General features: G+C 46.9%; 23 protein-coding genes. 21 read left to right on the forward strand and 2 right to left on the reverse strand.

The features are described 5' to 3' along the window. The first annotated feature begins 30 nt into the window (after window positions 1-30). From fabF to trmD, 10 genes are all read left to right on the forward strand, one after another. The gene (fabF, locus tag BK120_RS15205; RefSeq protein ID WP_054029014.1) at window positions 31-1272 is read left to right on the forward strand and encodes a beta-ketoacyl-ACP synthase II; all 1242 of its coding nucleotides are present in this window, start codon (window positions 31-33) and stop codon (window positions 1270-1272) included. Beyond that, window positions 1262-1966 (forward strand): ribonuclease III, encoded by a 705-nt coding sequence (rnc, locus tag BK120_RS15210; protein ID WP_076268334.1) that lies wholly within the window; start codon window positions 1262-1264, stop codon window positions 1964-1966. The genes fabF and rnc overlap by 11 nt, the downstream gene beginning before the upstream one ends. Window positions 1967-2176: 210 nt before the next feature. Continuing rightward, entirely contained in the window at window positions 2177-5752 is a 3576-nt protein-coding gene (smc, locus tag BK120_RS15215; RefSeq protein ID WP_076268335.1) for a chromosome segregation protein SMC, read from the forward strand. Between the two features lie 42 nt (window positions 5753-5794). Next, complete coding sequence (gene ftsY, locus BK120_RS15220; RefSeq protein ID WP_076268336.1) at window positions 5795-6802, forward strand: signal recognition particle-docking protein FtsY; 1008 nt, start codon at window positions 5795-5797, stop codon at window positions 6800-6802. Window positions 6803-6965: 163 nt separating this feature from the next. Then, window positions 6966-7328: a YlxM family DNA-binding protein gene (ylxM, locus tag BK120_RS15225; protein ID WP_076268337.1), complete on the forward strand. Its 363-nt coding sequence runs from the start codon at window positions 6966-6968 to the stop codon at window positions 7326-7328. A gap of 26 nt (window positions 7329-7354) precedes the next feature. Next, on the forward strand, window positions 7355-8731 hold the full coding sequence (gene ffh / locus BK120_RS15230; RefSeq protein ID WP_076268338.1) for a signal recognition particle protein: 1377 nt from the start codon (window positions 7355-7357) through the stop codon (window positions 8729-8731). A 34-nt stretch (window positions 8732-8765) separates the two neighbouring features. Continuing rightward, on the forward strand, window positions 8766-9038 hold the full coding sequence (gene rpsP, locus BK120_RS15235; RefSeq protein WP_053375694.1) for a 30S ribosomal protein S16: 273 nt from the start codon (window positions 8766-8768) through the stop codon (window positions 9036-9038). A gap of 25 nt (window positions 9039-9063) precedes the next feature. Then, window positions 9064-9294: a KH domain-containing protein gene (locus BK120_RS15240; RefSeq protein WP_076268339.1), complete on the forward strand. Its 231-nt coding sequence runs from the start codon at window positions 9064-9066 to the stop codon at window positions 9292-9294. Between the two features lie 162 nt (window positions 9295-9456). Further along, window positions 9457-9981, forward strand: coding sequence for a ribosome maturation factor RimM (gene rimM, locus BK120_RS15245; RefSeq protein ID WP_076268340.1), 525 nt, complete (start codon window positions 9457-9459; stop codon window positions 9979-9981). Between the two features lie 3 nt (window positions 9982-9984). Then, entirely contained in the window at window positions 9985-10737 is a 753-nt protein-coding gene (gene trmD / locus BK120_RS15250; RefSeq protein WP_076268341.1) for a tRNA (guanosine(37)-N1)-methyltransferase TrmD, read from the forward strand. Between the two features lie 72 nt (window positions 10738-10809). Here trmD and BK120_RS15255 read toward each other — a convergent pair whose 3' ends face one another. Next, window positions 10810-12228, reverse strand: coding sequence for a CAP-associated domain-containing protein (locus tag BK120_RS15255; protein ID WP_076268342.1), 1419 nt, complete (start codon window positions 12226-12228; stop codon window positions 10810-10812). A 203-nt stretch (window positions 12229-12431) separates the two neighbouring features. Here BK120_RS15255 and rplS point away from each other — a divergent pair, with 203 nt between their 5' ends. From rplS to BK120_RS15290, 7 genes are all read left to right on the forward strand, one after another. Continuing rightward, entirely contained in the window at window positions 12432-12773 is a 342-nt protein-coding gene (rplS, locus tag BK120_RS15260; protein WP_053375699.1) for a 50S ribosomal protein L19, read from the forward strand. Between the two features lie 97 nt (window positions 12774-12870). Further along, entirely contained in the window at window positions 12871-13572 is a 702-nt protein-coding gene (gene lepB, locus BK120_RS15265; RefSeq protein WP_256710900.1) for a signal peptidase I, read from the forward strand. A gap of 9 nt (window positions 13573-13581) precedes the next feature. Continuing rightward, on the forward strand, window positions 13582-14448 hold the full coding sequence (gene ylqF, locus BK120_RS15270; RefSeq protein WP_076268343.1) for a ribosome biogenesis GTPase YlqF: 867 nt from the start codon (window positions 13582-13584) through the stop codon (window positions 14446-14448). Window positions 14449-14469: 21 nt separating this feature from the next. After that, window positions 14470-15084 carry a ribonuclease HII gene (locus BK120_RS15275; RefSeq protein ID WP_076268344.1) on the forward strand — a complete coding sequence of 205 codons (615 nt, stop codon included), beginning with the start codon at window positions 14470-14472 and terminating at the stop codon, window positions 15082-15084. A gap of 249 nt (window positions 15085-15333) precedes the next feature. After that, on the forward strand, window positions 15334-17160 hold the full coding sequence (locus BK120_RS15280; RefSeq protein ID WP_076268345.1) for a hypothetical protein: 1827 nt from the start codon (window positions 15334-15336) through the stop codon (window positions 17158-17160). Further along, entirely contained in the window at window positions 17157-17465 is a 309-nt protein-coding gene (locus tag BK120_RS15285; RefSeq protein ID WP_076268346.1) for an EscU/YscU/HrcU family type III secretion system export apparatus switch protein, read from the forward strand. Before BK120_RS15280 ends, BK120_RS15285 begins: the two co-directional genes overlap by 4 nt. Further along, on the forward strand, window positions 17458-17862 hold the full coding sequence (locus BK120_RS15290) for a YraN family protein (protein WP_076268347.1): 405 nt from the start codon (window positions 17458-17460) through the stop codon (window positions 17860-17862). Before BK120_RS15285 ends, BK120_RS15290 begins: the two co-directional genes overlap by 8 nt. 58 nt (window positions 17863-17920) lie before the next feature. Here the strand turns inward: BK120_RS15290 and BK120_RS15295 are convergent, their stop codons facing one another. Next, window positions 17921-19489, reverse strand: coding sequence for a YifB family Mg chelatase-like AAA ATPase (locus tag BK120_RS15295; protein WP_076268375.1), 1569 nt, complete (start codon window positions 19487-19489; stop codon window positions 17921-17923). 350 nt (window positions 19490-19839) lie between these two features. Here BK120_RS15295 and sucC point away from each other — a divergent pair, with 350 nt between their 5' ends. The 4 genes from sucC to topA all read left to right on the forward strand — a co-directional run bounded on the left by sucC (window position 19840) and on the right by topA (window position 25440). Next, window positions 19840-21000 (forward strand): ADP-forming succinate--CoA ligase subunit beta, encoded by a 1161-nt coding sequence (gene sucC, locus BK120_RS15300; protein WP_076268348.1) that lies wholly within the window; start codon window positions 19840-19842, stop codon window positions 20998-21000. A gap of 59 nt (window positions 21001-21059) precedes the next feature. Next, window positions 21060-21992, forward strand: a complete 933-nt coding sequence (gene sucD, locus BK120_RS15305) for a succinate--CoA ligase subunit alpha (protein ID WP_053375706.1) — start codon at window positions 21060-21062, stop codon at window positions 21990-21992. A gap of 177 nt (window positions 21993-22169) precedes the next feature. Next, window positions 22170-23303 carry a DNA-processing protein DprA gene (dprA, locus tag BK120_RS15310; protein WP_076268349.1) on the forward strand — a complete coding sequence of 378 codons (1134 nt, stop codon included), beginning with the start codon at window positions 22170-22172 and terminating at the stop codon, window positions 23301-23303. Window positions 23304-23331: 28 nt separating this feature from the next. After that, on the forward strand, window positions 23332-25440 hold the full coding sequence (topA, locus tag BK120_RS15315; RefSeq protein WP_076268350.1) for a type I DNA topoisomerase: 2109 nt from the start codon (window positions 23332-23334) through the stop codon (window positions 25438-25440). Window positions 25441-25955 lie beyond the last annotated feature (515 nt).

Here is a 25955-nt window from a genome sequence, read left to right on the forward strand (position 1 = left end):
CCAAATTTGCTGGACATAGAGGTGAATCGAATGAAACAAAGAGTTGTTGTTACGGGTATGGGGGTTATTACCTCACTCGGTTCCGATTTGGAAGAGTTCTGGGGTAACTTGCTGGACGGAAAATCAGGTGTATCGGTTGTTGAAGCTTTCGATTTCTCTGAGTATCCTACGCGCATTGCCGCAGAAGTTAAAAATTTCAATCCCGAAGATTACGGTTTAGATAAAAAAGAAGCACGCAGAATGGATCGTTTCGTACAATTCGCTGCTGTAGCTAGTCAATTGGCAGTTAAAGATGCTGATTTGCAAATTGGTACAAATGCTGACCCTGAGCGTGTTGGCGTTATGGTCGGTTCCGGTATCGGCGGACTTGGCACTTGGGAAGACCAGCACAATATTTTGCTGGAGAAAGGTCCTAAGCGTGTCAGCCCTTTCTTTATTCCGATGATGATCGCGAACATGGCTTCTGGACAAGTATCCATGCTTACTGGTGCGAAAGGTCCAAATAGCACTGCGGTAACCGCTTGTGCTACGGGCACTCATTCCATCGGCGATTCTTTCAAATTGATTCAACGCGGCGACGCTGACGTGATGATTGCTGGCGGAGCAGAAGCGACGATCAGACCGACTGGCATGGCAGGCTTCTGCTCAATGCGTGCGATGTCCGTTCGCAATGAAGAGCCTGAAAAAGCAAGTCGTCCGTTCGACGTTGACCGTGATGGTTTCGTAATGGGCGAAGGCGCTGGTGTACTCGTACTTGAATCACTTGAGCATGCGCAGGCACGCGGTGCAAAAATTTATGCTGAAGTTATTGGTTATGGTATGAGCGGTGACGCTCATCACATGACTGAGCCAGATCCAGATGGTGCAGCTCGCTGCATGGTGAAAGCATTCAAGGATGCTGGAATTGATCCTTCTGAGATCGACTACATCAATGCGCACGGCACTTCGACACCTGTCGGTGATCGCTCAGAGACAAAAGCGATCAAAAAAGCGCTCGGCGACCATGCTTATAAAGTAGCGGTCAGTTCAACGAAATCGATGACAGGTCATTTGCTAGGTGCTGCTGGCGGCGTAGAAGCCGTAATTCTCGGCTTGACTATCAAAAGCGGAATCATCGCTCCGACTATTAATTTAGACAATCAAGATCCGGAGTGCGATCTTGATTATGTACCTAATAAACCGCGTGAAGCGAATGTAAGGATAGCATTGTCCAACTCATTCGGATTCGGCGGTCACAATGCATCGATCGTGATGAAAGTTTATGAAGCGTGATTCCTTCTATGAGCTGCAGCAGCGGCTGCAGCTCAGTTTTAAGCGGACAAAGCTGCTGAGGCAAGCTTTCACTCATACTTCTTATGTAAATGAACACAAGCGCGGGTCAGCTCAAGATAATGAGCGTTTGGAATTTTTGGGAGATGCGGTGCTTCAATTACTCGTTTCGGAGTACTTGTTCGCAACGTATCCGCAGCGGCCTGAGGGCGAGCTCACGAGAATGCGTGCATCAATCGTCTGCGAGCCATCTTTAGCCCAATTTGCTGAACGCTTGGAGCTCGGTTCGCATGTGCTTCTCGGACGCGGTGAAGAGCAGCTAGGCGGTCGGCAAAGGCAAGCATTGCTAGCTGATTTGTTCGAGTCGTTTGTCGGTGCCATTTTCCTTGACGCAGGAATTGAGGAAACGAGAGCTTTTCTTAATGAGCATATGTTTCCTTTTGTTGAGTCAAACGACTATGGTCTTCTTGTTAAAGACTCCAAGTCGAAGCTGCAGGAACGATCGCAGCATCATGGGCTTGGTGCGGTGGAATACCGAATCATTGAAGAACGTGGACCTGCGCATGACCGTGAATTTGTCGTTGAAGTATATCTCGGTGAAGAGCGTTTTGGCGTCGGCAGCGGGAGGACGAAGAAGGAAGCGGAGCAGCGTGCTGCAGCTGAAGCATGGCGCACGCTATCGCAGGAACAAGGCTAATCAGCATAGAGAGTTTCCGGAAGGTCTTCTGACCTGCCGGGCGCTCTCTTTTTTTATGAACGTTTATTATGTGGCCCTGATAAAAAGGAAGAGCGGATTAACTAGCTGAAATAAGGTGATAAACGCAGCATTTGGTTGCTTTTAGTAGCTTAAATGGTTATCAAGGCCCATAAGATGTGGTACAATGAGGGGTGAGGTGAAAACCAAGACATGTTTCTGAAACGGATTGAATTATCAGGCTTTAAGTCTTTCGCTGATCGGACCGAAATGGAGTTTGTAACCGGTATTACTGCGGTTGTAGGGCCGAACGGCAGCGGAAAAAGCAACATCTCGGACGGCATACGCTGGGTGCTCGGCGAGCAAAGCGCAAAGAGCCTCCGCGGCGGCAAGATGGAAGATATTATTTTTGCCGGAAGCGATGCTAGGAAAGCTGTCAATTACAGCGAAGTATCCCTTACTCTTGACAACTCGGATGGGGCATTGCCGCTCGAGTATAACGAGGTAACAGTGACACGGCGTGTACATCGCAGCGGAGATAGCGAATATTTAATAAACAAGCAGCCGTGCAGGCTAAAAGATATTACCGAGCTATTCATGGATACCGGTATCGGTAAAGAAGCTTATTCCATCATTGGACAAGGCCGAATTGAAGAAATTTTGAGCACGCGCTCGGAGGATCGTCGCGGAATATTTGAAGAAGCCTCCGGCATCGTCAAATACAAGTCGCGTAAGCGCGAAGCGCAGAGGAAGCTTGATGAAACCGAGCAGAATCTGCTTCGCATTCATGATCTGGTGACAGAGCTTGAAGATCAGGTGGGCCCGCTTCGCAAGCAATCGGAGAAAGCCATTCACTTCAAAGCGCTCAAGGAACAGCTGAAAACGAAGGAAATCTCTATGTACGTACATAACATCGAACAGATTCATGGTTCATGGACGGAGGCAAACGGCAAGCTTGAGCGTTTGCAGCAGGAGCAGCTTCAGCTATCTACGGTTGTCAGCAAACATGATGCACATTTGGAGAAGGATCGTCAGCAGCTGCGGGAGCTTGAGCTCGAGCTTGATCAGCTTCATGAAGCGATGCTGCAAATTAGTGAGGATTTCGAGAAATGTGAAGGATACGGCGAGGTACTGAAGGAACGCAAGCGCAACTTGGAGCAAAATAAACGTCAGCTTGAAGAATCAATCGCTGCACAGGACGCTCGCATTGTCACCATGACGCAGGAAGAAGCGGAATTTCGCAGCCGTGCAGCTGCGTTGCAGCTGCAGCTAGCAGATCTGCGATCGAAAATAGCCGATGAAGAAGCGCGTCTCGTAGGCGTTGCAGGCGGAGCAGTCGTTGATGCGGAAGAAACACTCAAAAGCGAGCTATTGGAAGTGCTAAGCTCGATGGCGCAGCACCGCAACGAAATTCGTTATGCTTCGCAGCAGCAAGAAGCATTGCAGCGGCGGATGGAGCGAATTAGCGAGGATGAGACCAAATGGCTGGAGCAGCAGGAAAAATTGGACGAGAGACGCTCTGCACTTGCGGCTTCGCTTGAATCTACGCTGGCGCGACTAGAGCAGGCAAGAAACAAAACACTTTCGGAATCTGAACAAACGAGAAAAATTTCTCAAAGTTTGGAAGAGGTCACTTTAGCCATGCGAAAGTGGGAGCAGAAGCTAGACAGCCATGTTTCTAGGCGCGATACCATGAAAGAAATGCAGGATGCGCTGGATGGCTTTATGCAGGGCGTAAAGGAAGTTCTCAAAGCTTCCAGACGCGGTAATAGCGGAATCAGCGGTGTTCATGGCGCGGTTGCAGAGCTTGTTCGTGTTCCTGAACGCATTGAGACTGCCGTTGAGACTGCACTGGGCGGGGCCTTGCAGCATGTGGTCATGGAAGATGAGAAAACGGCTCGCGCAGCTATCGCATTCTTGAAGCAGCGTCAGCTAGGACGAGCTACCTTCCTGCCGCTCGATGTCATACGTGGCAGACAAGTTCCTGAGCATGACAAGCGTATCGCCGAATCCATTGAGGGCTTCGTAGGCGTTGCTGCTGATTTGGTAAGCTCGGATGACCGCTATTCAGCGATTGTGAACAGTTTGCTTGGTAATGTATTGCTAGCTGAAACGCTGGAGCAAGCCAACCGGATTGCATCGAAATGTCAATATCGATACCGCGTCGTCACGCTTGAAGGTGATATAGTCAATGCTGGCGGTTCAATGACGGGGGGCAGCTTGCAGAAGAAAGGCGCTAGCCTGCTTGGTCGTCAACGTCAAATCGACGCGCTTGATCAAGAGATTGCAGATGCTCGCAAGATGGTAGAGCAGCTTCGTAATAAGCTAAGCGATTTGCGCAAAGAACATTCTATTCGCACCCACAATATTGAGGAGCTGCGTGCAGAAGGCGAGAAAAGCCGTATTGAAGAGCAGCAAATTAGAGCTGAGCTTCAGCAGCTTCACAATGAGGCGAAACATCTCGACGAGCAGCGGCAGCTGTATTCAGCGGATCGTAACACTCATTTGTCCGAGCAGAAAGATGTTCAGGCAGCAGCCAAAGCTGCGGAGCTCCGGTTAGAGCAGCTGGTTGTAGATGAAGCGCGGCTGCAGGAAGCGATTCGTATGGCAGAAGAGCGGCGTAAAGCAAGCGAATATGCGAAGGAAGAGCTGCAAGGCCAGCTTACCGATATTAAGATCGCTGCAGCGAAAACTGATCAAGAGAAATTATCGTTTGAAGATCAATCAGCGAGAGTGCGTGCGGAAATTGGTCGAGCGAAGCAAGAGCTTGGAAGCTTGCGTTCCTTGTCCGTTCAGCAAGAGGAAGAAATCGCAAGGCATGCCGATGAAACGGTACAGCAGATTGAACAGCTCAATCACCTGCGTTTGAAGAAGCAGGAATGTGCAGAGCAAACGGATTTCAAACGTTCAGCACGCGCTAAGCGTATTGCCGAGCTCGATTTGGGCGAAAGTGAAACGAAGGAGCAGCGCGGACAGCTTCGGACGGTTGAAGAGCAGATGAGGCAGACCGAAATTGCGGCTAACCGTCTAGACGTGGAGCTGGATAATTTGCTTCGGAAGCTCAGTGAGGAATATGAGCTTAGCTATGAGCTCGCTAAGGAGCAGTACCCTATACCTGAGGATGTTCTCGGTACTCAAAATGAGGTTAGAGACGTTAAACGTCAGATAACCGCTCTTGGCGAAGTGAACTTAGGTGCAATCGAGGAGTATGAGCGAGTCAGCGAACGTTTTGAGTTTTTGTCAGAGCAGAAGGATGATTTGATCGACGCAAAAACGACGTTGTACCAGGTCATTCGCGAGATGGACGATGAGATGTCCAAACGGTTCAAAGCGACGTTTGAAGCGATTCGCAGTCATTTTGTTATCGTATTCGCGAAGCTGTTCGGTGGTGGCCGGGCAGATCTTGTGCTTGTTGAGCCAGATCGTGTTCTTGATACAGGAATCGACATCGTCGCTCAGCCGCCAGGCAAAAAACTGCAAAATCTACAGCTGCTCTCTGGTGGAGAAAGAGCTTTGACCGCAATCGCTTTGTTATTTGCGATTTTACAGGTGAAACCCGTTCCGTTCTGCGTGCTTGATGAGGTTGAAGCTGCGCTTGATGAGGCAAACGTATCACGCTTTGCTCAATATTTGCGTGAGTTTTCAGAGCTTACGCAGTTTATCGTCGTTACTCATCGTAAAGGCACGATGGAGGAAGCGGATGTGCTATATGGTGTTACGATGGAGGAAGGCGGCGTATCGAAGCTCGTTTCTGTGCGCTTAGAGGATGAAGAGCCGGTATCCGCATAACTTATAGAAAAAACGGCAACGTGAGGATGGGGAGTTGGAACGATGAGTTTTTTTAAGAAGCTGAAGGAAAGCATCGCTACAAAGACAGAAGCGGTGACAAATATTTTCAAAGAAGGCTTATCGAAGACGCGTACAGCTTTTGTGGAAAAGGTAGAAGAGCTAATCACACGCCGCAAAAAAATCGATGAGCAGTTTTATGAAGAACTAGAGGAAATATTAATTGGCGCCGACGTTGGTGTGAATACCGTTATGCAGCTTATTGACGATCTGCGGGCCGAAGTGAAAAAACGGAAGATCGAGGATGCTTCGGATTTGCAGCCGATCCTATCTGAGAAGCTGATTCAGCTCATGAAGGGTGACGATCATTCCGGCTTGCGGATGGCTCCAAGCGGAATCACTGTTATTTTGTTCGTTGGCGTAAATGGCGTCGGCAAGACGACGACGATTGGCAAGCTTGCTCATAAATTTAAGAGCGAAGGCAAGAGTGTGCTTATGGCAGCCGGCGATACGTTCCGCGCAGGAGCTATTGAGCAGCTGGAAGTATGGGGACAGCGTGTTGGTGTCGATGTGATTAAGCAGCAATCAGGAGCTGACCCTGCAGCAGTGATGTTCGATGCGGTGCAAGCTGCAAAGCAGCGCGGCGTAGACGTTCTGTTATGCGATACGGCTGGCAGGCTGCAAAACAAAACCAATCTGATGGAAGAGCTGAACAAGATTTTCCGCGTGATTCAGCGCGAGCTTCCTGACGCTCCTCATGAGGTTCTTCTTGTGCTTGATGCAACGACTGGCCAAAACGCACTTAGCCAAGCAAAATTGTTTGGCGAGAAAAGCGGCGTAACTGGTCTCGTGCTGACAAAGCTTGATGGCACAGCTAAGGGCGGAATCGTAATTGCTATTCGTAATGAGCTAAGCCTCCCGGTTAAGCTTGTAGGTCTTGGAGAAAAAATGGGTGATTTGCAGCAATTCGATTCAGAGCAATTTATTCATGCTTTGTTTGCTGGATTAATCCAGCGTGAAGATGAGTCTGAAGCTGGAAAAACGGCGGAGTAAGCGGCGATTAACGATGGTTTGGAGCAGTTAAAACAGCTCGTAAAGGTGACAAGGGAAAATACTTGACAGCAGCCTATAGTGTCATGTATTATAAAAGACGTTGCTGGTGTAAAGGTATTTACCTTGTCGGCAGAACAAGCAAATAACAGGAGGGGCTGAGGGGATGAAAGCAAATGAACCAGATGCCTTGTCCAAGACAACCCGAATAAACTTGTTGTTCGACTTTTACGAGCCGCTCTTGACAGAGAAGCAGCGGACGTTTCTCAAATATTATTTTCACGACGACTTCACGCTTGGGGAAATTGCTGGCGAGTTTGGAATTAGCAGACAAGCAGTATATGAGCACATCAAACGTGCAGAACAAGTGCTAGAAAGTTATGAAGGCAAGCTAGGCTTGCTTGTAAGGCATGAATCCTTTCAACAATTAACTGTGCAGCTTGTAAACAGCGTTAACGAGCTTTCCATTGCAGAGCAGGATAAGCAGGCGCTTATGAGTGTCATTGCACAATTTAAATTAGCCGAATAAAACATGAAGAATGGAGGTGACGGTACATGGCAGCATTTGAGAGCTTATCGAGTCGGCTTCAAAATGTGTTCAGCAAGCTGAGGGGCAAGGGCAAGGTTTCCGAGGATGATGTTAGCGAAGCAATGCGTGAAGTACGTTTGGCGCTTCTAGAGGCAGACGTTAACTTTAAAGTCGTGAAGGACTTTATTGCGAAGGTGAAGGAACGGGCTATTGGCCTTGATGTATCCAAGAGCTTCACGCCCGGCATGGTCGTCATCGATATCGTAAATAAAGAGCTGACCGAGCTGATGGGCGGCACGCAGAGCAAGCTGGTAAAGGCTAATAAGCCTCCGACAGTCATTATGATGGCGGGTTTGCAAGGTGCGGGTAAGACAACAACCTCAGGCAAGCTGGCAAAATTGCTTCAGAAGAGCAACAATAAGCCGCTTCTTATCGCTTGTGATATTTATCGTCCTGCTGCCATTAAGCAGCTTCAAGTGCTTGGTGAACAAATCAATGCGCCGGTCTTCTCCTTGGGTGATCAGACATCACCTGTAGAGATTGCGCGCGCTGGACTACAGCATGCCAAAGAGAACGGCAATGATTATGTCATCATTGATACCGCCGGTCGTTTACATATCGACGAAGAGCTGATGGAAGAGCTTAAGCAAATTCATCAGGTTACAAAGCCGGATGAGGTTCTCCTCGTTGTTGATGCAATGACAGGACAAGATGCTGTAAACGTTGCACAGAGCTTTCATGAACAGCTCGCTTTAACAGGCGTTGTACTAACGAAGCTCGATGGCGATACTCGCGGTGGCGCGGCGCTGTCGGTAAAAGCAGTTACAGGCTGTCCGATTAAATTCGCAGCAATGGGTGAGAAGATCGACTCCTTGGAGCCGTTCCATCCAGAGCGTATGGCTTCACGTATTCTCGGCATGGGCGATATGCTATCGCTTATTGAGAAGGCGCAGTCGAATATTGATGCAGATAAAGCGAAGGAAATGGAACGTAAAATGCGTACAGCAGAGTTTACGTTTGACGATTTCCTTGAGCAGATGGAGCAGGTTCGCAATTTGGGGCCGCTTGATCAAATTATGGATATGCTGCCCGGCATGAACAAGATGAAGGGCATGAAGGATATGAAGGTCGATGAGAAACAAATCGGCCGCGTCGAGGCTATTGTCCGCTCCATGACGAAAGAGGAGAAGCAAAAGCCAGAGCTGCTTAATCACAGTCGCCGCAAGCGTGTTGCTGCAGGCAGCGGAACAACGATCGTTGAGGTTAACCGCCTCATTAAGCAGTTTGACGATATGAAAAAAATGATGAAGCAATTCTCATCGATGATGGGACCGAAAGGACCTAAGGGCGGCAAGAAGGGCCTAAAAGGTATGCTCGGCAAAAATATGAAGTTCCCGTTTTAATGGTTGTTTACTCTTTGAAGGAGGTGAATTTTTAATGGCAGTACGTATTCGTTTGAAAAGAATTGGTGCTCACAAAGCTCCTTTCTACCGCGTAGTAGTTTCGGATTCCCGTTCGCCGCGTGATGGTCGTTTTATCGAAGAAATCGGTACTTATAACCCGGTTGCACAACCGGCTCAAGTTAAGATTGATGAAGAGAAAGCGCTAAAATGGTTGCAAACTGGAGCGCAAGCTTCTGATACCGTTCGTGACTTGCTTTCCAAAGCTGGTGTTCTTAAAAAGTTCCATGAGCTTAAGCAACAGAAATAACTGTTGAATAGCGGAGGGCCTTGAGATGAAAGAATTGATTCTTGTCATAGCGAAGGCATTGGTTGATCATCCTGAACAGGTGCAAATCAATGTGAAGGATGATGACCGTGGCACGATATACGAGCTTTCGGTTCACCCCGAGGATATCGGTAAAATCATCGGTAAACAGGGACGCATAGCGAAAGCGATTCGCACGGTTGTGACTTCTGCTTCCGTGAAATCGCAAAAGCGTGTCATCGTCGACATTATGTCATGATGTACGTATGAAGAGAAGGTTGGGATGAATGTCCTAACCTTCTTTTCAATATGTACACTTGTCCATGGATGTCGCTAATCATTACGGCTTCGTTCTTCAACATGGAACGAAGCCGTTTTTGCATGTATAATAAGGCTATACACATATGAAGGGCTGGTTCTAATGAACGAAAAATGGTTTACAGTCGGGAAAGTCGTTAATACGCACGGTATCCGCGGAGAGCTGAAAATTCTTTCGCAAACGGATTTTGCAGAGGATAGATTTGCTTCTGGAAACAAGCTGCTTATGGTGAACGAGGAAAGCGGAGCTTCGCTGGAAGTTAAAGTAATCAGCTCACGCGCGAACAAAAACGTATACATATTGAAGCTGGAAGGCTTCACTGATATTAATGCGGTTGAGAAATATAAAGGCTGGGTATTGAAAATTTCAGCCGACCAGCAGCTTGAGCTTGAAGAAGGAGAATATTATTATCACGAAATTATAGGCTGCCGCGTCGTTACTGAGGAAGGCGAGGAGCTGGGCACGATTTCGGAAATTTTAAGCCCAGGCGCAAATGATGTGTGGGTAGTGGATCGTCCGAAGGGCTCGGGGAAGCAATTGCTTTTGCCTGTTATCGATGATGTCTTAGTCAATGTCGACACAAAAGAGAAAATCGTAACGGTCCATTTGATGGAAGGATTGATTTAACCGATGAAAATAGATGTGCTGACGCTGTTTCCCGAAATGTTCGACGGCGTGTTCAATTCGAGCATTTTAGGAAAAGCGAAAGAAAAGGGGATCGTATCCCCTCAAGCAATCAACTTCCGTGCTTATTCAGGCAATAAGCATAACACGGTTGATGATTATCCATACGGCGGCGGTGGCGGCATGGTCTTGAAGCCAGATCCGGTCTTTGCTGCGGTAGAGGATCTAAAGCTGGATGACAATATAAAGCCGCGTGTTATTCTTCTATGCCCGCAAGGAGCACAGTTTACGCAGAAGAAGGCTGAAGAGCTTGCAAAGGAACAGCATTTGGTTCTTATTTGCGGTCACTATGAAGGTTATGATGAGCGTATACGCGACCATCTTGTAACAGACGAGCTGTCGATTGGTGATTACGTGCTTACGGGTGGAGAAATACCTGCGATGGTGCTCATCGATAGCGTTGTTAGATTACTACCAGGAGTGCTTGGCAATGAAACTTCTGCCGTTACAGATTCATATAGCACAGGTTTGCTTGAGCATCCCCATTATACTCGGCCTGCGTCGTTCCGCGGCTGGGATGTCCCGGATGTACTGATATCTGGTCATCATGCGAATATTGAGGTGTGGCGTCGTGAGCAGTCGCTGCTGCGGACGCTGCAGCGCCGTCCTGACCTTCTAAAGAGCGCCCCGCTTACGGACAAGGAACGCAAATGGGTGGCTTCACAGTTAAAGCAGGAGCCTAATAAGACAGGCAAATAGTACGACCCTAGCTAGTAAACAAAGCCGCAACGAATTTCGTTGCGGCTTTGTTTAATTAGAAGTATTCGATGATTATGGCGTGTAAAAATTTTGGGTATAGTAGACGTTATAGGTTCCGCCTAATGCAACACCTGTACCTAGTCGCTCAAGCTTGCTATTTAATAGTGCTTCACGATGGCCTTCTGTAGAATTGACCCAGCCATAGTGAGCAAAAATGCTATTTTTGTATCCGGCAGCTATGTTTTCAGCAGCTGAGTGATACTTAACGCCATTTGCTTTCATTCGGTCAAAGGGAGACGAGCCGTCTGGATTCGTATGGTCAAAAAATTTACGTGTACTCATATCGTTGCTGTGACCATGCGCAGAGGCAGCAGCGAGCTTGTCCCATTGCAGCAGAGGTATTTTGCGAACAGCGCGTTCAGCGTTAGTAAGATCAAAGAGCTGTTGTTCATATGCGTCTGCCAGCTTGGATGTATTGGCTGATTTTAACGCTGTGGATTTGGAAACGGCTTGATCCATTTGCATGACACCAGCTATTTTGTTTCCATCACGTCGGTCAATGAAGAGAACGGTATGTACTTTTTTTGTAGTGTAAGCATAATAATCGTTATTTGTCTCGACATTGGTTGCTTCGCCAACCAGCTTTTTGGCATTACCAATCGTTTGACCGATCTGGATGCCCGACTTCATCGCCCAGCTATCTTTGCCATTGGAGAAAAGAGCGATTACCCGGTCATTTTGGATGCCGAACATCATGTAGTTGGTATAGCTGCTATTATAAACGTACCAGGAGAAACCATATTCGCTTGGATCAATCCTAGACGGTTTTCCGAGCGTTTGTTGAAGCTTTTGCAGCGAATCGTTTATCGTTATTTCATGAAGGCGATCACCTGTGTTAATAATTTTAGCATCGGACAACGCTTTTGAGTGAAGTTTGAGGTTATAGAAGAAGGTAAGCGCCTCAGCGCGTGTAAGCTTTCCATCTGGTATGAAGCCGCTAACGGTGGCAGAGGTGCGTCCATTCGATATTTTCTCATCAAGCAGCCACTGAATTGCGCTTTGCTCTGTAAATTCTTTTCCATTTGCCGCGGAAGCCAGAAGCAACGCAGCTTGTCCACGTCGGAATTCGACATTTTGCGAAGCGTTATTGATAGGCCAGCCCAAATTATTCGCATAATCGTAATAAGGCTTGGTCCAATTGCTGGCGCTGGAAGAAGATGTTGTGACTAATCCATAGGCTCTCAATAGCATAGCAAGAAACTCAGCTTCATTAACAACCTTGTTTGGCTTGAAGGAATTATCACCATAACCTTGAGCTAATTTCTGATCAACAGCCCAAGAGATATAGGAGCCAGCCCAGTGTCCATTCGTATCTTTAAAAGCCAAGGATTCAGCAGAGGTTTGCAATGGTGCAGAAATGGTTAATATTAATAGTACAGATGCGATTCCCCCTTTTGTTTTGTTAAAAAAAGATTGTTTAATATGGTGCAATTTTGTCACCTCTTCATGTCGGTGTTTGTCATCATTTAGTATACATGATTTATGAATAAAAAAATCGTGTTGTATTATTGGGCTAGCTATGGTAAAATTTCTAATGTTGTTCGTAAAGTCGGACGGTCCGCTATCAGCGATGAACCGATTCAGAGGAATCCGGTGAGCTTATAAGAACGTCTATGGTGGAAGGAGTGAATCAAATGAATCTTTTGCAAACAATCGCGCAAGAAAATCTGCGCCAAGGTCTACCGAACTTTCGTCCAGGTGACACGCTAAAAGTTCATGTAAAAGTTATCGAGGGAACTCGTGAGCGTATCCAATTGTTCGAAGGCGTTGTAATCAAACGTCGCGGCGGTGGAATCAGCGAAACTTTTACAGTGCGTAAAATTTCCTACGGTGTTGGTGTGGAAAGAACTTTCCCGCTTAACTCGCCTAAAATCGAAAAAATCGAAGTGGCTCGCCGTGGTAAAGTACGTCGCGCGAAATTGTACTACCTACGTAGTCTTCGCGGAAAAGCTGCTCGTATTAAAGAAATTCGTTAAGAACAAACGACAAGAGGGGCTTGCGCAAACAAGCTCCTTTTCGTTTTTTCTCAAAGGTCATTTACATATTACAGCATATGGGAAGAAGGCGGACTGAATGGACTCACAGCAGCGAAATGACGGGCTGGACAATGGCAATGATCATGAAATGAAAAATACGCAGGAACATGCGGACATTGAGCAGAATTTACCAAACCGTGCAGCAGCCCATGCATCCGGCTCAGGAAAACAGGGCGGAGCTTATAAAGAAGTCGTAGAATGGATCAAGGCTTTAGTCATTGCGGTCGTTCTCGTATTTCTCATTCGTCAATTTTTGTTTTCACCATTCATCGTCGACGGACCTTCCATGAAGCCTAATTTCGAGACCGGCGAACGGTTAATAGTAAATAAAATTTTGTATACGATACGCGAGCCGAAATTTGGTGAGGTCGTAGTGTTTGATGTTCCAGAGCAAGGCCGAAAATTTATAAAACGAGTGATTGGCGTACCGGGTGATAAAATTCGACTCGAAGGCGATGACCTTTATATTAATGATAAAAAAATAGACGAGCCTTATTTAAAAGAAGCTGTAGCGGCAGCACATGCCGAAGGCAAGCTATACAACGAAAAAGGAATAAATTCCGATGTATCTGAAATCACTGTTCCTGAGGACACGATTTTTGCACTTGGCGACAATCGCAGCGATAGTACAGATAGCAGGGTTATCGGATTTGTATCGGATAAAGAGGTTGTTGGACGTGCCGATATTATTTTTTGGCCGCTGAACAAACTAGAGTTTATAAAGCACTGGACTAAATGAGGTGAGTAAATGACCATTCAATGGTTTCCGGGTCATATGACGCGGGCGAAACGGCAAATACAAGACAAGCTCAAACTAATCGATCTTGCCATCGAACTATTGGATGCACGGGTTCCGCTATCTAGCCGTAATCCGATGATTGAGGAAATTTTGAACGGCAAGCCAAGATTGATCGTATTAAACAAATCCGACTTGGCTGATCCAAAAACGACAGAGCAATGGATGGCTTATTTCCGTAATGAAGGCCATGAATCGATCGCAATTGATTCCTCAACAGGCACGAAGGTAAATGAGGTTCCGCTCAAGGCAAAGCAAATTTTGCATGAGAAAATTGCACGTCAAATTGCAAAAGGCATAAATCCGCGTGCAATTCGCGGACTTATTGTAGGTATACCGAATGTCGGGAAATCCACGTTGATCAACAAGCTCGCTGGACGCGCTATTGCTTTAACCGGCGACCGTCCTGGCGTTACGAAGGGACAACAATGGATTAAGATTGGAACTGAAATGGAACTGCTCGATACACCGGGCATATTGTGGCCAAAGTTTGAAGACGAGCTCGTCGGATACAGGCTTGCTATGACAGGTGCCATTAGAGAACAAATTTTGAATGTTGACGATATCGCGTTTTTTGCGATGCGTGAGCTGGTAGATCGTTACTGGCCTAACATGAAAGAGCGGTATGAGCTTGAAACGCCACCAAAGGACGCTACGGATTCAGATGAAATCGTGCGCGTGATGGAAGATATCGGACGTCGGAGAGGCTGCCTTGTTAGCGGTGGACACGTCGATTTGGAGAAAACATCCGGAATCATTTTGCGTGATTTGCGCTCAGGCAAGCTAGGAAGAATTACGCTCGAAGCGCCACCTTATTGATGTGAAACGGGGGAACGTAACGTGCTGCAATATGAACAGTCGTTATGGGAAGAAGGATTTAAAGCGATTGCTGGTGTAGATGAGGTTGGCCGAGGCTGCTTGTTCGGAGACGTCGTGGCAGCTGCCGTTATTTTACCGCCAGGGCTAGTGATTGAAGGGGTTAACGACTCCAAGAAGCTTTCCGAGAAAAAGCGTGACCAGCTGTATGATATCATTTTGCAGGAATGTGTTGCGTGGTCGGCTGCTCGTGTTGATGCTGAAACGGTTGATCGAATCAATATTAAGCAGGCAGCTAGGCTTGCAATGAAAATTGCAGTGGAATCGTTACAGGTTCCTTCTGACTATTTGCTTGTTGATGCGGAGAAGGTCGATGTTAGTTTGCCGCAGCTCTCGATCATTAAAGGGGATGCTACAAGCCAATCGATCGCTGCAGCCTCAATCGTTGCCAAGGTTACGCGCGATAGGCTTTGTGTGACCGAATGGGAGCAGGAATATCCAGCTTATGGCATTGCCATACACAAGGGATATGCAACGAAGCTTCATCGGGAGCGATTGCTAGCTAATGGACCAAGTCCTCTGCATCGCAGATCGTTTCTCGGCAACTTATTTACAGAGGAGCAGCTGCTTCTCTTCTAGCTGCATCTCGCAGCACATATTATATGACGCTCGATTGATTGTGCGAGGCAAAAGATGCCTAGTGTAATTATCGGGCGTTATTTTGTTTTTGTGCTGTTTTTTGGGGTGAACGGCTACAAGCTTTGCTCATTTTGACCGATATAAGGCTTATAGGTTTAATGAAGTCGTACATGCTTATGTAAAGAGCTCGCTTAAGTGCAAAGAGCAAACGCATAGAATGGCGCTGGAGCAACGGAGGCGAATGAACAAATGAATATAAGTCAAATGATGCGAAGCTTCTTAGGAGAGGCTTCTAGTGCGGATACACGAGCTGTGGAGCTTAAAGTTGGACAAGTGGTAAGAGGCGTCATCTTGCAGGTGATGGAAAATAACGAAGCGCTCGTACAAATTAACGGTGTACAAGTGCGTGCAAAGCTAGAGCTGCCGCTTCAAGTGGGACAATCAGCAATGCTTCAAGTGCAGCCTCAATCAAGCGGAGCGCTTGTAATGCTTAAACAGGTTGAACCTGGTCAAGTGGGATTGCCTGATGATACGTTCAAGGAATGGGCTAAACAGCTGGCATTGCCAGAGCAGAAATGGGCTGCACAGATCGTAAAGGATTTGCGGAAGGAAGGCGTTATTCTGAACCGCGACGTTGCGCAAGCCTTTCAACAAGCTGCATCCGCGATGCCGGCTGGTGGAGATGCAGAGCAATGGATGCAGTCCGCTGCCGCAACCTTTAAAAGAGGGCTGCCTATGACTGGCGCTACTGTAGGTGCGATGCAGCAGGTTATGTTCGGGCGCAGCACGCATGAGCTGCTTGAGACGTTGCAGCAGCAAATTACTTCATTCACGAGCGTTTCGGATGAAGGGACAGTTGAAACAAAAGCCGCAACTCAAGCAGCTGCACGTGTGCAAGCGCTTCTGACGGAAGGGCTCGAGCTGCTTCGTGGAGTGACGGCTGAGTCTGGTGCACCAAGATCAGGAGAGGCCGTTACAAAGGACATATCCAATGCAAAGCAACTAAGCGCGCAAATCGTCAAAACGGACTTGCCGCAGGCAACTGCAGCACCTGTCGCTATGTCTGAGGACGAAGCTCCGGATCAACAAGCTAATCCTCAAGCGGCTAGAGCATTAGCCAGTCAGTCAAGTCAGCCCAACTGGCTGGGACAGATGATGAAATGGATGGGCGTCGATCATGAGCTTCAGCTTGCCAAAGTTTTTACAGCGGATACTCAATTGAGCCAGCAAGCGCCTGCTTCTCAGCCAGCAACAACGGAAACTGCTGCGAAGCCGGCGACTGTAACGTCTGCTTCAGCACCATCGCTGCAGACTCCTATCGTCGAGGCTAACAGCAAAGAAGCTGCTCCAACCGTTATGTTGTCAAAACCAGCAGAGTTTGAAACCGCGGATTCTCAGCAAGCAAGGCTGCCGGATCAAAAGCATATTGTCGAACGAGCAGCATTAGCCGTTCTTTCGACCGTTGCAGATAGCATTCCAATGACGGATTCTGCTCCGCCTGCTCAGCAGGAATCGTTGAAAAGCGCATTGCTAGCTCTTGTTTCATCGGATCATACACCTCCTGCGCTCAAGGAGACAGCGCAGCAGCTTGTACAGCAAATAACAGGCCAGCAGCTTTTGCTTACTCCTGAGCGGAATAGCTCGGTTCTCACGCATGTGACGATGTTTATTCCAATCAATAACGCAGACGGCAAACAAACCGCTTCGGTTCATATTCAAACAAGAAGAGGACGAAAAGGAGAGCTTGACGCTTCCAATTGCAGATTGCTCTTTAATTTGTCGATGAATACGCTGGGCGATACGATGGTTGACGTAAATGTGATGGACAAGATTGTAAGTTTAAACTTGTGGAATGATCATCCTGCAATCTCATCGCTTGCAGAAGGTTCTCGAAATGAAATTGCTGCCAGTTTGCAGCAAGCAGGCTATCAACTGCTTTCACTTCGAACAACGCCGCTTCCCAAAGCGGGGGAATCAAAGGTGGAAGCAGCATCAGCAGCAGTTAAGAACCAGCAAATGACGGATATGAGCGCCTTTGCAGCCAATCGTTACAAAGGAGTCGATTATCGTATATGAGCAGCGATCAGAGTGAAAATCAGCCACAAACGAAAGTCAGGAAAGCAGTCGCTTTAAAATACGAGCCAGGCGAACGTACTGCTCCGGTTATGGTTGCGAAAGGGAAAGGGCATTTGGCGGATCTCATCCTTGAGAAAGCGAAGGAAAATGGCATTCCTGTACAAGAGGATTCCTCGTTAGTAGAAGTGCTCTCTAAGCTTGATATCGATCAAGAAATTCCGGGCGAGCTGTATACGCTCGTCGCAGAAATTTTAAGCTTTGTTTATCGTTCTGACCGAAAAGCGAGGGAAATGATAGATGGGTGATGATGAGGGAAGAGCGAGTGGGACGCGGAAACTAGATCATAGGAAAGCTACGGGTCAGCTTGGCGAGGATGCAGCTTGTTTGTATTTAATAGAAGCGAATTATAATATTCTCACGCAGAATTGGCGATGTAGAATAGGAGAAATTGATATTATTGCTGAACATTCTGATAGATTTGTATTTGTAGAGGTGCGTACGAGAAAAGAAGGCGGTAAATACGGCACAGCCGCGGAGTCGGTGGATTATCGCAAGCAACAGAAGGTAAGGGACGCGGCTCAAGTTTATTTACGCAGTGTTGGGCGCTCAGATGCATCCATTCGCTTTGATGTTATTGCGATAACGTTGAGCCGTGCAGATGAGAGCATCATTTCTTTAAAGCATTTTGAGGCAGCGTTCTAAAATGGTAACAAATTGTACTTTCTCTGATGGGAGCTAACCTACAGAGAAAGTTTTTTTATTAAGAAAGCGGCTTATCAAGCCCGCGATATTGAATAGCTTCCGCGATATGCATCGTATCGACTGCGTCGCTTGCTTCAAGATCGGCTATGGTGCGTGCCAGCTTCAGCATTCTATCGTATGCCCGCATACTGATTCCAAGCGCTTCAAAAGCACTTTCCAGCAGGCTTGCGGCTTCCGGCTTTATATTTACAGACCTTCGAAGGGCAGCGCCGTTTAATGATCCAATAGGATTGAGACTCATGCCTGCTGTGCGTTCTTGTTTAAAGGCATATGCACCCAGCACCAGCTGCTTCATTTGGGCAGTATTAAGTGATGGACCAGTTGAAGCATGCTCTAAAGAAATGGGTCTTGGCACTTCTAGCTGTAAATCTATTCGATCAAGCAATGGACCTGAAATCTTAGAACGATAACGGCTAATGAGTGTAGCGCTGCAAGTGCAGCGTTTATCGCCATACTCATGCCCGTAATAGCCGCATGGACACGGATTAAAGGAGGCAGCCAGCATAATGCTGGCTGGAAATTGGAACACGGCTTTGGAGCGGGAAATGGTTACTATACGATCCTCCAGCGGCTGACGCAAAACCTCAAGCACCTGTCTCGGAAATTCTGGTAATTCATCAAGAAACAACACGCCGCGATGAGCAAGTGTAACTTCTCCCGGCTTCGGGATAGAGCCACCGCCAATCAGTCCGCCGGACGATATGGTATGATGCGGAGCGCGAAATGGTGGATGTGTAATAAGGCCGTGAGAGCTATCCAGCAGCTTGCCAGCCACACTATAAATTTTCGTAACCTCCAGCGCTTCTTGTTCAGTCAATAAGGGCAGTATCCCCGGCAGACGCCGAATCATCATTGTTTTACCCGTGCCTGGAGGTCCGCTGAGCAATATATTGTGTTTGCCGGCCGCGGCTATAAGCATAGCTCGTTTGGCTTGATGCTGACCGATAACATCTCCATAATCACCAATTTCATCTTGCTTATCTAGAAATGCTTTGTTTTCACTTTGACTAATGCTGGAATCGTTTCTATGATCGACACGAATATCGTTCCAGTCGGATTGTTTCTTTTTGATTAAATCAAGCTCTTTCAGGTGGCTTAGCGCAAACAAATCCATATCTGAAATCCAGATGGCTTCCTTGACGTTCGCGACAGGCAGCAAGACACGCTTAAAGCCAAGTCGTTTCGCTTGTTCAATCATGGCAAGTACGCCGGCTACCGGACGGACATTGCCGTTAAGTGAGAGCTCTCCAAGAAGAAGCGTATTCTCAAAAGGGGCAATGCTAATTTGTCCGCTAGCAGTTAAGATGCCCGCCGCAATGGCTAAGTCAAAGGAAGTGCCTTCCTTGCGCAAATCGGCAGGAGCTAGATTAACCGTAATTCTGTCCATAGGAAAAGTAAAACCACTATTTTTTAGAGCGGCTCGAACACGTTCAACAGATTCGCGAACAGCAGGATCAGGCAAACCCACTACGTTGATTTGGGGTAGCCCACTTGAAATATCAACCTCAACCGAAATGCTTTTACCATCAACTCCATAAACGCTTGCGCTTTGAATTAAACTAAACACGACAAAAAGCACCCCCATATGTGTGAATGAAGGTGCTTCCTTACGATTCCGTTCCATCGTTATGAATTTGCCAATATCATAATTTAGTTATCTTCAAATTGTCAATATTTAAAATGTTTCGGGTATGATTTTTAGGATTGGGTCATACTAAAGGGCGTGGTATTTTCCCTTATAAAACGAGCATTCCAGCTGGTTTTATCGCTTTAATCTCATTTTGAGATGAAACCCATATCAAAAAAGCCGTATTAATTATGTGTGAAAGTAAGGTAACTGGCGGGGAAAGGTGCTACAATAATAGAGGTTTGTGTACATATGACTGATTTCAGTCTGTGAAATGGAGGATTTCAACAATGAATATCCATGAATATCAAGGGAAAGCGGTCCTTAAACAGTATGGTGTCGTCGTACCTGAAGGTAAAGTAGCCTTCACTGTAGACGAAGCTGTTGAAGCGGCTAAATCGCTCGGAACAAAGGTTGTTGTCGTGAAAGCACAAATTCACGCTGGCGGCCGTGGTAAAGCGGGCGGAGTTAAAGTAGCAAAAAATCTTGATGAAGTGCGCGCTTATGCTAGTGAGATTCTAGGTAAAGTGCTTGTTACGCATCAAACAGGTCCAGAAGGCAAGGAAGTCAAACGTCTTCTGATCGAAGAAGGCTGCGACATTAAGAAAGAATATTATATCGGCGTAGTATTAGACCGTGGTACAGGTCGTGTCGTTATGATGGCTTCGGAAGAGGGCGGCACTGAGATTGAAGAAGTTGCTGAGCACTCCCCGGAGAAAATCATTAAGGAGATCGTTGATCCAGCTGTTGGCTTGCAAGCGTTCCAAGCGCGCAAACTAGCTTATGCAATCAACATTCCTAATGAGCTTGTTAACAAAGCAGTTAAGTTCATGATTTCTCTCTACACAGCTTTTGTTGAGAAAGATGCATCCATTGCAGAAATCAATCCGCTTGTTGTAACTGGCGACGGACAAGTTATTGCTCTTGATGCTAAATTGAACTTCGACTCAAATGCTCTTTATCGTCACAAAGATATCGTTGAGCTTCGCGATTTGGAAGAAGAAGACGCGAAAGAAATTGAAGCGTCCAAATACGACCTTAGCTACATCGCTCTTGACGGCAACATCGGTTGCTTGGTCAACGGTGCAGGCCTAGCGATGGCAACAATGGATATTATTAAATATTACGGCGGCGACCCTGCCAACTTCCTAGACGTAGGGGGCGGTGCTACAGCTGAGAAGGTAACTGAAGCGTTCAAAATCATTTTGTCTGATGAAAAAGTTAAAGGTATTTTCGTTAACATTTTCGGCGGCATTATGCGTTGTGACGTAATTGCAAATGGCGTTGTCGAAGCAGCGAAGCAAGTCGGTCTTGACCGTCCGCTCGTTGTTCGTCTTGAAGGCACTAACGTAGACCTCGGCAAAACTATTTTGAAAGAATCGGGATTGAACATCGTGGCTGCGGATTCCATGGCGGACGGCGCGCAGAAGATTGTCGCTCTCGTGAAATAAGATAACTTGCTGTGTGGCATAGGCCGCATACGAATTCATTCAGGGGATGTGAGTTAAGAGTGAGCATTTTGGTTAATAAAGATACAAAAGTCATTACCCAAGGTATTACAGGAGCAACTGGCTTGTTCCATACCAAAGGCGGATTGGAATACGGTACGCAAATGGTCGGCGGCGTAACACCTGGTAAAGGTGGCACAAACGTTGATATTACACTTGATAACGGCACGCTCGTATCATTGCCTGTTTTCAACACGGTTGCTCAAGCAAAAGCTGCTACTGGCGCTAATGCTTCAGTTATCTATGTACCACCTGCATTTGCTGCAGATGCAATCATGGAAGCGGTTGACGCTGAGCTTGATCTTGTTATCTGTATTACAGAAGGCATTCCCGTGCTTGATATGGTAAAAGTTAAGCGTTATATGGACGGCAGCAAAACCGTTCTTATCGGACCTAACTGCCCAGGCGTAATTACGCCGGATGAATGCAAAATCGGCATTATGCCTGGTTACATTCATACAGCTGGACATGTTGGCGTAATTTCTCGCTCAGGAACATTGACTTATGAAGCGGTTCATCAATTGACGACTCGTGGAATTGGACAATCTTCTGCAGTAGGAATCGGCGGCGACCCGGTTAAGGGCTCTGAGTTTATCGATATCTTGAATCTTTTCAATGAAGATCCAGATACCTACGCGGTAATCATGATTGGTGAAATCGGCGGTACAGCAGAGGAAGAAGCTGCTGAGTGGATTAAAGCAAACATGAAAAAACCAGTTGTAGGCTTCATTGGCGGCGCAACAGCGCCTCCGGGCAAACGGATGGGACATGCTGGCGCAATCATTTCCGGTGGTAAAGGAACAGCTGCTGAAAAAATCGCAACGCTTGAAGCTTGCGGCATTAAAGTAGCTCCAACACCATCTGAGATGGGTTCAACGCTTGTGAGTGTTCTTGAAGAGCAAGGCCTTCTTGAAAAATGTATCACACGCAAATAATTATATAGTTTGATCTAAGGTAAGCAACCTTTCAACGACCCGATAACGGGAGTTGGAAGGTTGCTTTTTTTTTTGCGGATTGCCATTATTTTATCGGCTGACTTGCATTCTTATGCTATCTACCGCACAATAGATAAGTATGTAGGCCAGCCCGAGTAGAGAAGGGGCTTGGTACTGATGACTAAAAAACAAGATATTCGTAGACAAATGGTTATTGCCTTTCACGAAATTCCTGGCATAGGATGGCATGCAATTCAGAAGGCTGTTCACCATGAATTTTGGAATAAACGATCATGGAGCATAGAAGATTTACTTGCTATAGGCCTGCATCGCGGTCAAGCGAAAGCAGCGGCTGAACGTTATGCTGAGCGGCCATGGATTTTGACAGAAGATCCGTCAGAAGCAGTTGCTGCAGTAAATGCAATCGCATTAACGCCTTATGATACCGAATATCCGAAAATTTTAAGAGAGATTGCACAGCCGCCTTGGGTCTTGTATGCTAGAGGACGTCTTGAGCTGCTGCAGCGTCCAGCAATTGCAGTAGTAGGTACAAGAGTGCCGACCGCATATGGCAGGCAATCAGCGACTATGCTTGCACAGGAGCTTTCCTCTGCAGGATTGACGGTGGTTAGCGGCCTAGCCAAAGGTGTCGATAGCAAAGCCCATGAAGCAGCATTGTACGGAGCGGGAGGAACGATTGCTGTTCTGCCTACGCCTATTGATAAGTGTTATCCAACTGAGAATCTATCATTGTATCACAAAATTGCCGAGCATGGCTTGCTCGTCTCAGAAACGCCAATCGGTACTCCGCTGCATCCTGGACAGTTTCCACAGCGCAATCGCATTATTGCGGCTTTATCTGTAGGAACGGTTATTGTGGAAGGCGCAACGAAGAGCGGCTCTCTGATTACAGCACAGCATGCAATGGACATGTCTCGGGAGTTGTTTGCTATACCCGGTCCAAACTTATCGCCTAAGAGTGAGGGGCCAAATGCACTCATCAAACGCGGAGAAGCAAAGCTTATTAGCTGCGTTGAAGACATTATCGATGAGCTGAATTGGCTGCCGGAAGCACTTAAAGCTTACAAGGAAGCAGATGCAGCGAACAAGTCCGAACAGGAATTAAATAAGCCGGAGCTCACGCCTGAGGAGAGTAAATTGATTGCTTTTTTGCGAGATCAGCCCTTATCTATTAATGAGTTGCACGAGCTTTCCGCCTTCCCGTTTGGACATTTGAACGCACTTCTGCTAAATTTATGTATAAAACGCAAAATTGAATTGCAGCCCGGATCAATATATATTGCTTTATAGCTTGCAATGGAGAGAGGAGGCGCCTTACATGGCAGATTCTTTAGTTATCGTCGAATCACCCGCGAAAGCCAAAACGATTGGTAAATATCTTGGCAGTAAATATATCGTTAAAGCTTCTATGGGACATATTCGCGATTTGCCCAAAAGCCAGATCGGCGTCGAGGTTGAAAATGATTTTAATCCTAAATACATAACCATCCGCGGCAAAGGCAGCATCCTCAAGGAATTGAAGGATGCCAGCAAAAAAGTGAAACATGTCTTTCTAGCAGCCGATCCGGATCGCGAAGGTGAAGCGATTGCTTGGCATTTGGCGCATTATTTGGAGCTGGATGAGACCGATACTTGCCGCGTTGTATTTAATGAAATTACGAAGCAGGCCGTGAAGGATGCTTTTAAGACACCGCGCAAAATTAATATGGATTTAGTGAACGCGCAGCAGGCGAGACGGATTTTGGACCGATTGGTTGGTTACAAGATTAGTCCGCTCCTATGGAAAAAAGTGAAGAAGGGCTTGTCTGCCGGCAGGGTTCAATCGGTTGCCGTTAAGCTCATCATCGATCGTGAGAACGAAATCGATGCATTCATCCCTGAGGAATACTGGTCCATCACTGCGAAGCTGACTCATGCAGGAATTCCTTTTGATGCGAAATACCATTCCATTCATGGAGAAAAACGTGAGTTAGGCAAGGAAGCTGACGTTGAGGAAGTTCTCCAAGCGATGAAGGGCAGCAAGCTCACAGTCTCTGACGTGAGAGAGAAGGAGCGTCTACGCAATCCAGCGCCTCCATTTATAACGAGCTCCCTTCAACAGGAAGCGGCAAGGAAACTTGGCTTCCGGGCTTCTAAGACGATGTCAGTAGCACAGCAGCTGTATGAAGGCGTTGAGCTGGGTAAAGAAGGTACAGTCGGTTTAATTACTTATATGAGAACCGATTCTACGCGCATCTCGCCTATCGCTCAAGAAGAAGCGAAAGAATTCATTTCTGAGAAGTATGGCGAAGCTTTTGTGCCTGAACAACCGCGCATTTACACAAAGAAAAACAGCAACGCTCAAGACGCGCATGAAGCGATTCGGCCAACGTCCATATTAAGAGATCCCGAATCAATGAAACCGTTCTTGAGTCGTGATCAGCTGCGACTGTATAAGCTCGTATGGGAACGTTTTGTATCGAGTCAGATGCAGTCGGCAGTGCTCGATACGATGACGGTGGATTTGCAGGCAGGCGATACAACGTTTAGAGCTACTGGTTCTAAAGTGAAATTTGCCGGCTTTATGAAGGTATATGTGGAAGGCAACGATGACGGCACAGTTGAAGAGCATAAGTTCTTGCCGCCTCTAGCCGCTGGAGATGTCATTCAATCTGAATCGATAGATCCAAAACAGCATTTTACGCAGCCGCCGCCACGTTTTTCGGAGGCACGACTAGTAAAGACGCTTGAGGAGCTCGGTATAGGTCGTCCAAGTACGTATGCGCCGACACTGGAAACGATTCAGAAGCGCGGATACATTGCAATGGAAGAGAAAAAATTTATGCCAACTGAGCTTGGAGATCTTGTCATTCAGCTCATGGAAGAGTTTTTCCCTGAAATTTTGGATGCGGAGTTCACAGCGAACATGGAAGGCAACCTCGACCATGTGGAAGAAGGCACAGAGGATTGGGTAAAGGTGCTCGCTACATTTTACGAATCCTTTGAGAAAAGATTAGAAGTTGCCGAAGATGAAATGAAGGAAATCGAAATTCAAGATGAGGTGTCTGATGAGCTTTGTGAGAAGTGCGGACGCCACTTAGTCTATAAAATGGGCCGATTCGGTAAGTTCCTTGCGTGCTCGGGCTTCCCGGATTGCCGCAATACGAAACCGATCGTCAAAGATATCGGTGTTACATGCCCGAAATGCGCAGAAGGCAAAATCATTGAGCGTCGGAGTAAAAAGGGACGTATATTTTATGGCTGTGATCAATATCCAGGCTGTGATTATGTGTCATGGGATAAACCGACGAACAAACCTTGCCCGCAATGCGGCGAGTCCAAGCTTGTTGAAAAGCGCAATCGCAGCGGAGCAAAGCTTCTTTGCCCAACATGTGATTATTCCGAAGAGGTATTGGATGAAGACGAGCAAGGTACCGATACGGATTAATTAACCATGAGCTAGCAATAGCAGCCATACTACAGAATCGAATGACAACCGCCTTACCCGTCCTCCCTTCACAAAGGGGGGACACCGTTGTTAAACGGGCTATTAAGCTGCTGTAATCGATTTATAATGGTTTCATTCATTCTGATGTTTCAAATGGCTTAAATCGCTCATATCGCACCAAAGCTTCTACTGTTTTTCACTCATGGGTGCTAATGTTTGTGCATGCTGGAAGCATGTCACTAACTAATGAAAGAAATCTTTGTTTGTGAAAGCTGAACCCATATCACAATCTGGCGGAAGAGATCTTTGTTTGCACAAGTTGAACTCATATCATTAACTGATGCTGATGGAAAAGATCTTTGTTTGCGCAAGCTGGAAGCGTGTCACGAAGTGACGGAAGCGATCTTACGGCAATGGGATGGATAACCGACTGATTAACACAGAGGTTAGTCCAATTGCAGGTGTCCAGAGGACGCAGTCCTTGGGGCCCTCCCTTGGAAGGGAGGGCCCCAAGG

Origin of the sequence: Paenibacillus sp. FSL A5-0031 (genome assembly GCF_001956295.1) — a bacterium.
Classification (GTDB): Bacteria; Bacillota; Bacilli; order Paenibacillales; family Paenibacillaceae; genus Pristimantibacillus.

Excerpts from the sequence above, each read along its gene's own strand:
- fabF (WP_054029014.1), top strand. The coding sequence starts at position 31 with ATGAAACAAAGAGTTGTTGTTACGGGTATGGGGGTTATTACCTCACTC.
- rnc (WP_076268334.1), top strand. The coding sequence starts at position 1,262 with ATGAAGCGTGATTCCTTCTATGAGCTGCAGCAGCGGCTGCAGCTCAGT.
- smc (WP_076268335.1), top strand. The coding sequence starts at position 2,177 with ATGTTTCTGAAACGGATTGAATTATCAGGCTTTAAGTCTTTCGCTGAT.
- ftsY (WP_076268336.1), top strand. The coding sequence starts at position 5,795 with ATGAGTTTTTTTAAGAAGCTGAAGGAAAGCATCGCTACAAAGACAGAA.
- ylxM (WP_076268337.1), top strand. The coding sequence starts at position 6,966 with ATGAAAGCAAATGAACCAGATGCCTTGTCCAAGACAACCCGAATAAAC.
- ffh (WP_076268338.1), top strand. The coding sequence starts at position 7,355 with ATGGCAGCATTTGAGAGCTTATCGAGTCGGCTTCAAAATGTGTTCAGC.
- rpsP (WP_053375694.1), top strand. The coding sequence starts at position 8,766 with ATGGCAGTACGTATTCGTTTGAAAAGAATTGGTGCTCACAAAGCTCCT.
- BK120_RS15240 (WP_076268339.1), top strand. The coding sequence starts at position 9,064 with ATGAAAGAATTGATTCTTGTCATAGCGAAGGCATTGGTTGATCATCCT.
- rimM (WP_076268340.1), top strand. The coding sequence starts at position 9,457 with ATGAACGAAAAATGGTTTACAGTCGGGAAAGTCGTTAATACGCACGGT.
- trmD (WP_076268341.1), top strand. The coding sequence starts at position 9,985 with ATGAAAATAGATGTGCTGACGCTGTTTCCCGAAATGTTCGACGGCGTG.
- rplS (WP_053375699.1), top strand. The coding sequence starts at position 12,432 with ATGAATCTTTTGCAAACAATCGCGCAAGAAAATCTGCGCCAAGGTCTA.
- lepB (WP_256710900.1), top strand. The coding sequence starts at position 12,871 with ATGGACTCACAGCAGCGAAATGACGGGCTGGACAATGGCAATGATCAT.
- ylqF (WP_076268343.1), top strand. The coding sequence starts at position 13,582 with ATGACCATTCAATGGTTTCCGGGTCATATGACGCGGGCGAAACGGCAA.
- BK120_RS15280 (WP_076268345.1), top strand. The coding sequence starts at position 15,334 with ATGAATATAAGTCAAATGATGCGAAGCTTCTTAGGAGAGGCTTCTAGT.
- BK120_RS15285 (WP_076268346.1), top strand. The coding sequence starts at position 17,157 with ATGAGCAGCGATCAGAGTGAAAATCAGCCACAAACGAAAGTCAGGAAA.
- BK120_RS15290 (WP_076268347.1), top strand. The coding sequence starts at position 17,458 with ATGGGTGATGATGAGGGAAGAGCGAGTGGGACGCGGAAACTAGATCAT.
- sucC (WP_076268348.1), top strand. The coding sequence starts at position 19,840 with ATGAATATCCATGAATATCAAGGGAAAGCGGTCCTTAAACAGTATGGT.
- dprA (WP_076268349.1), top strand. The coding sequence starts at position 22,170 with ATGACTAAAAAACAAGATATTCGTAGACAAATGGTTATTGCCTTTCAC.
- topA (WP_076268350.1), top strand. The coding sequence starts at position 23,332 with ATGGCAGATTCTTTAGTTATCGTCGAATCACCCGCGAAAGCCAAAACG.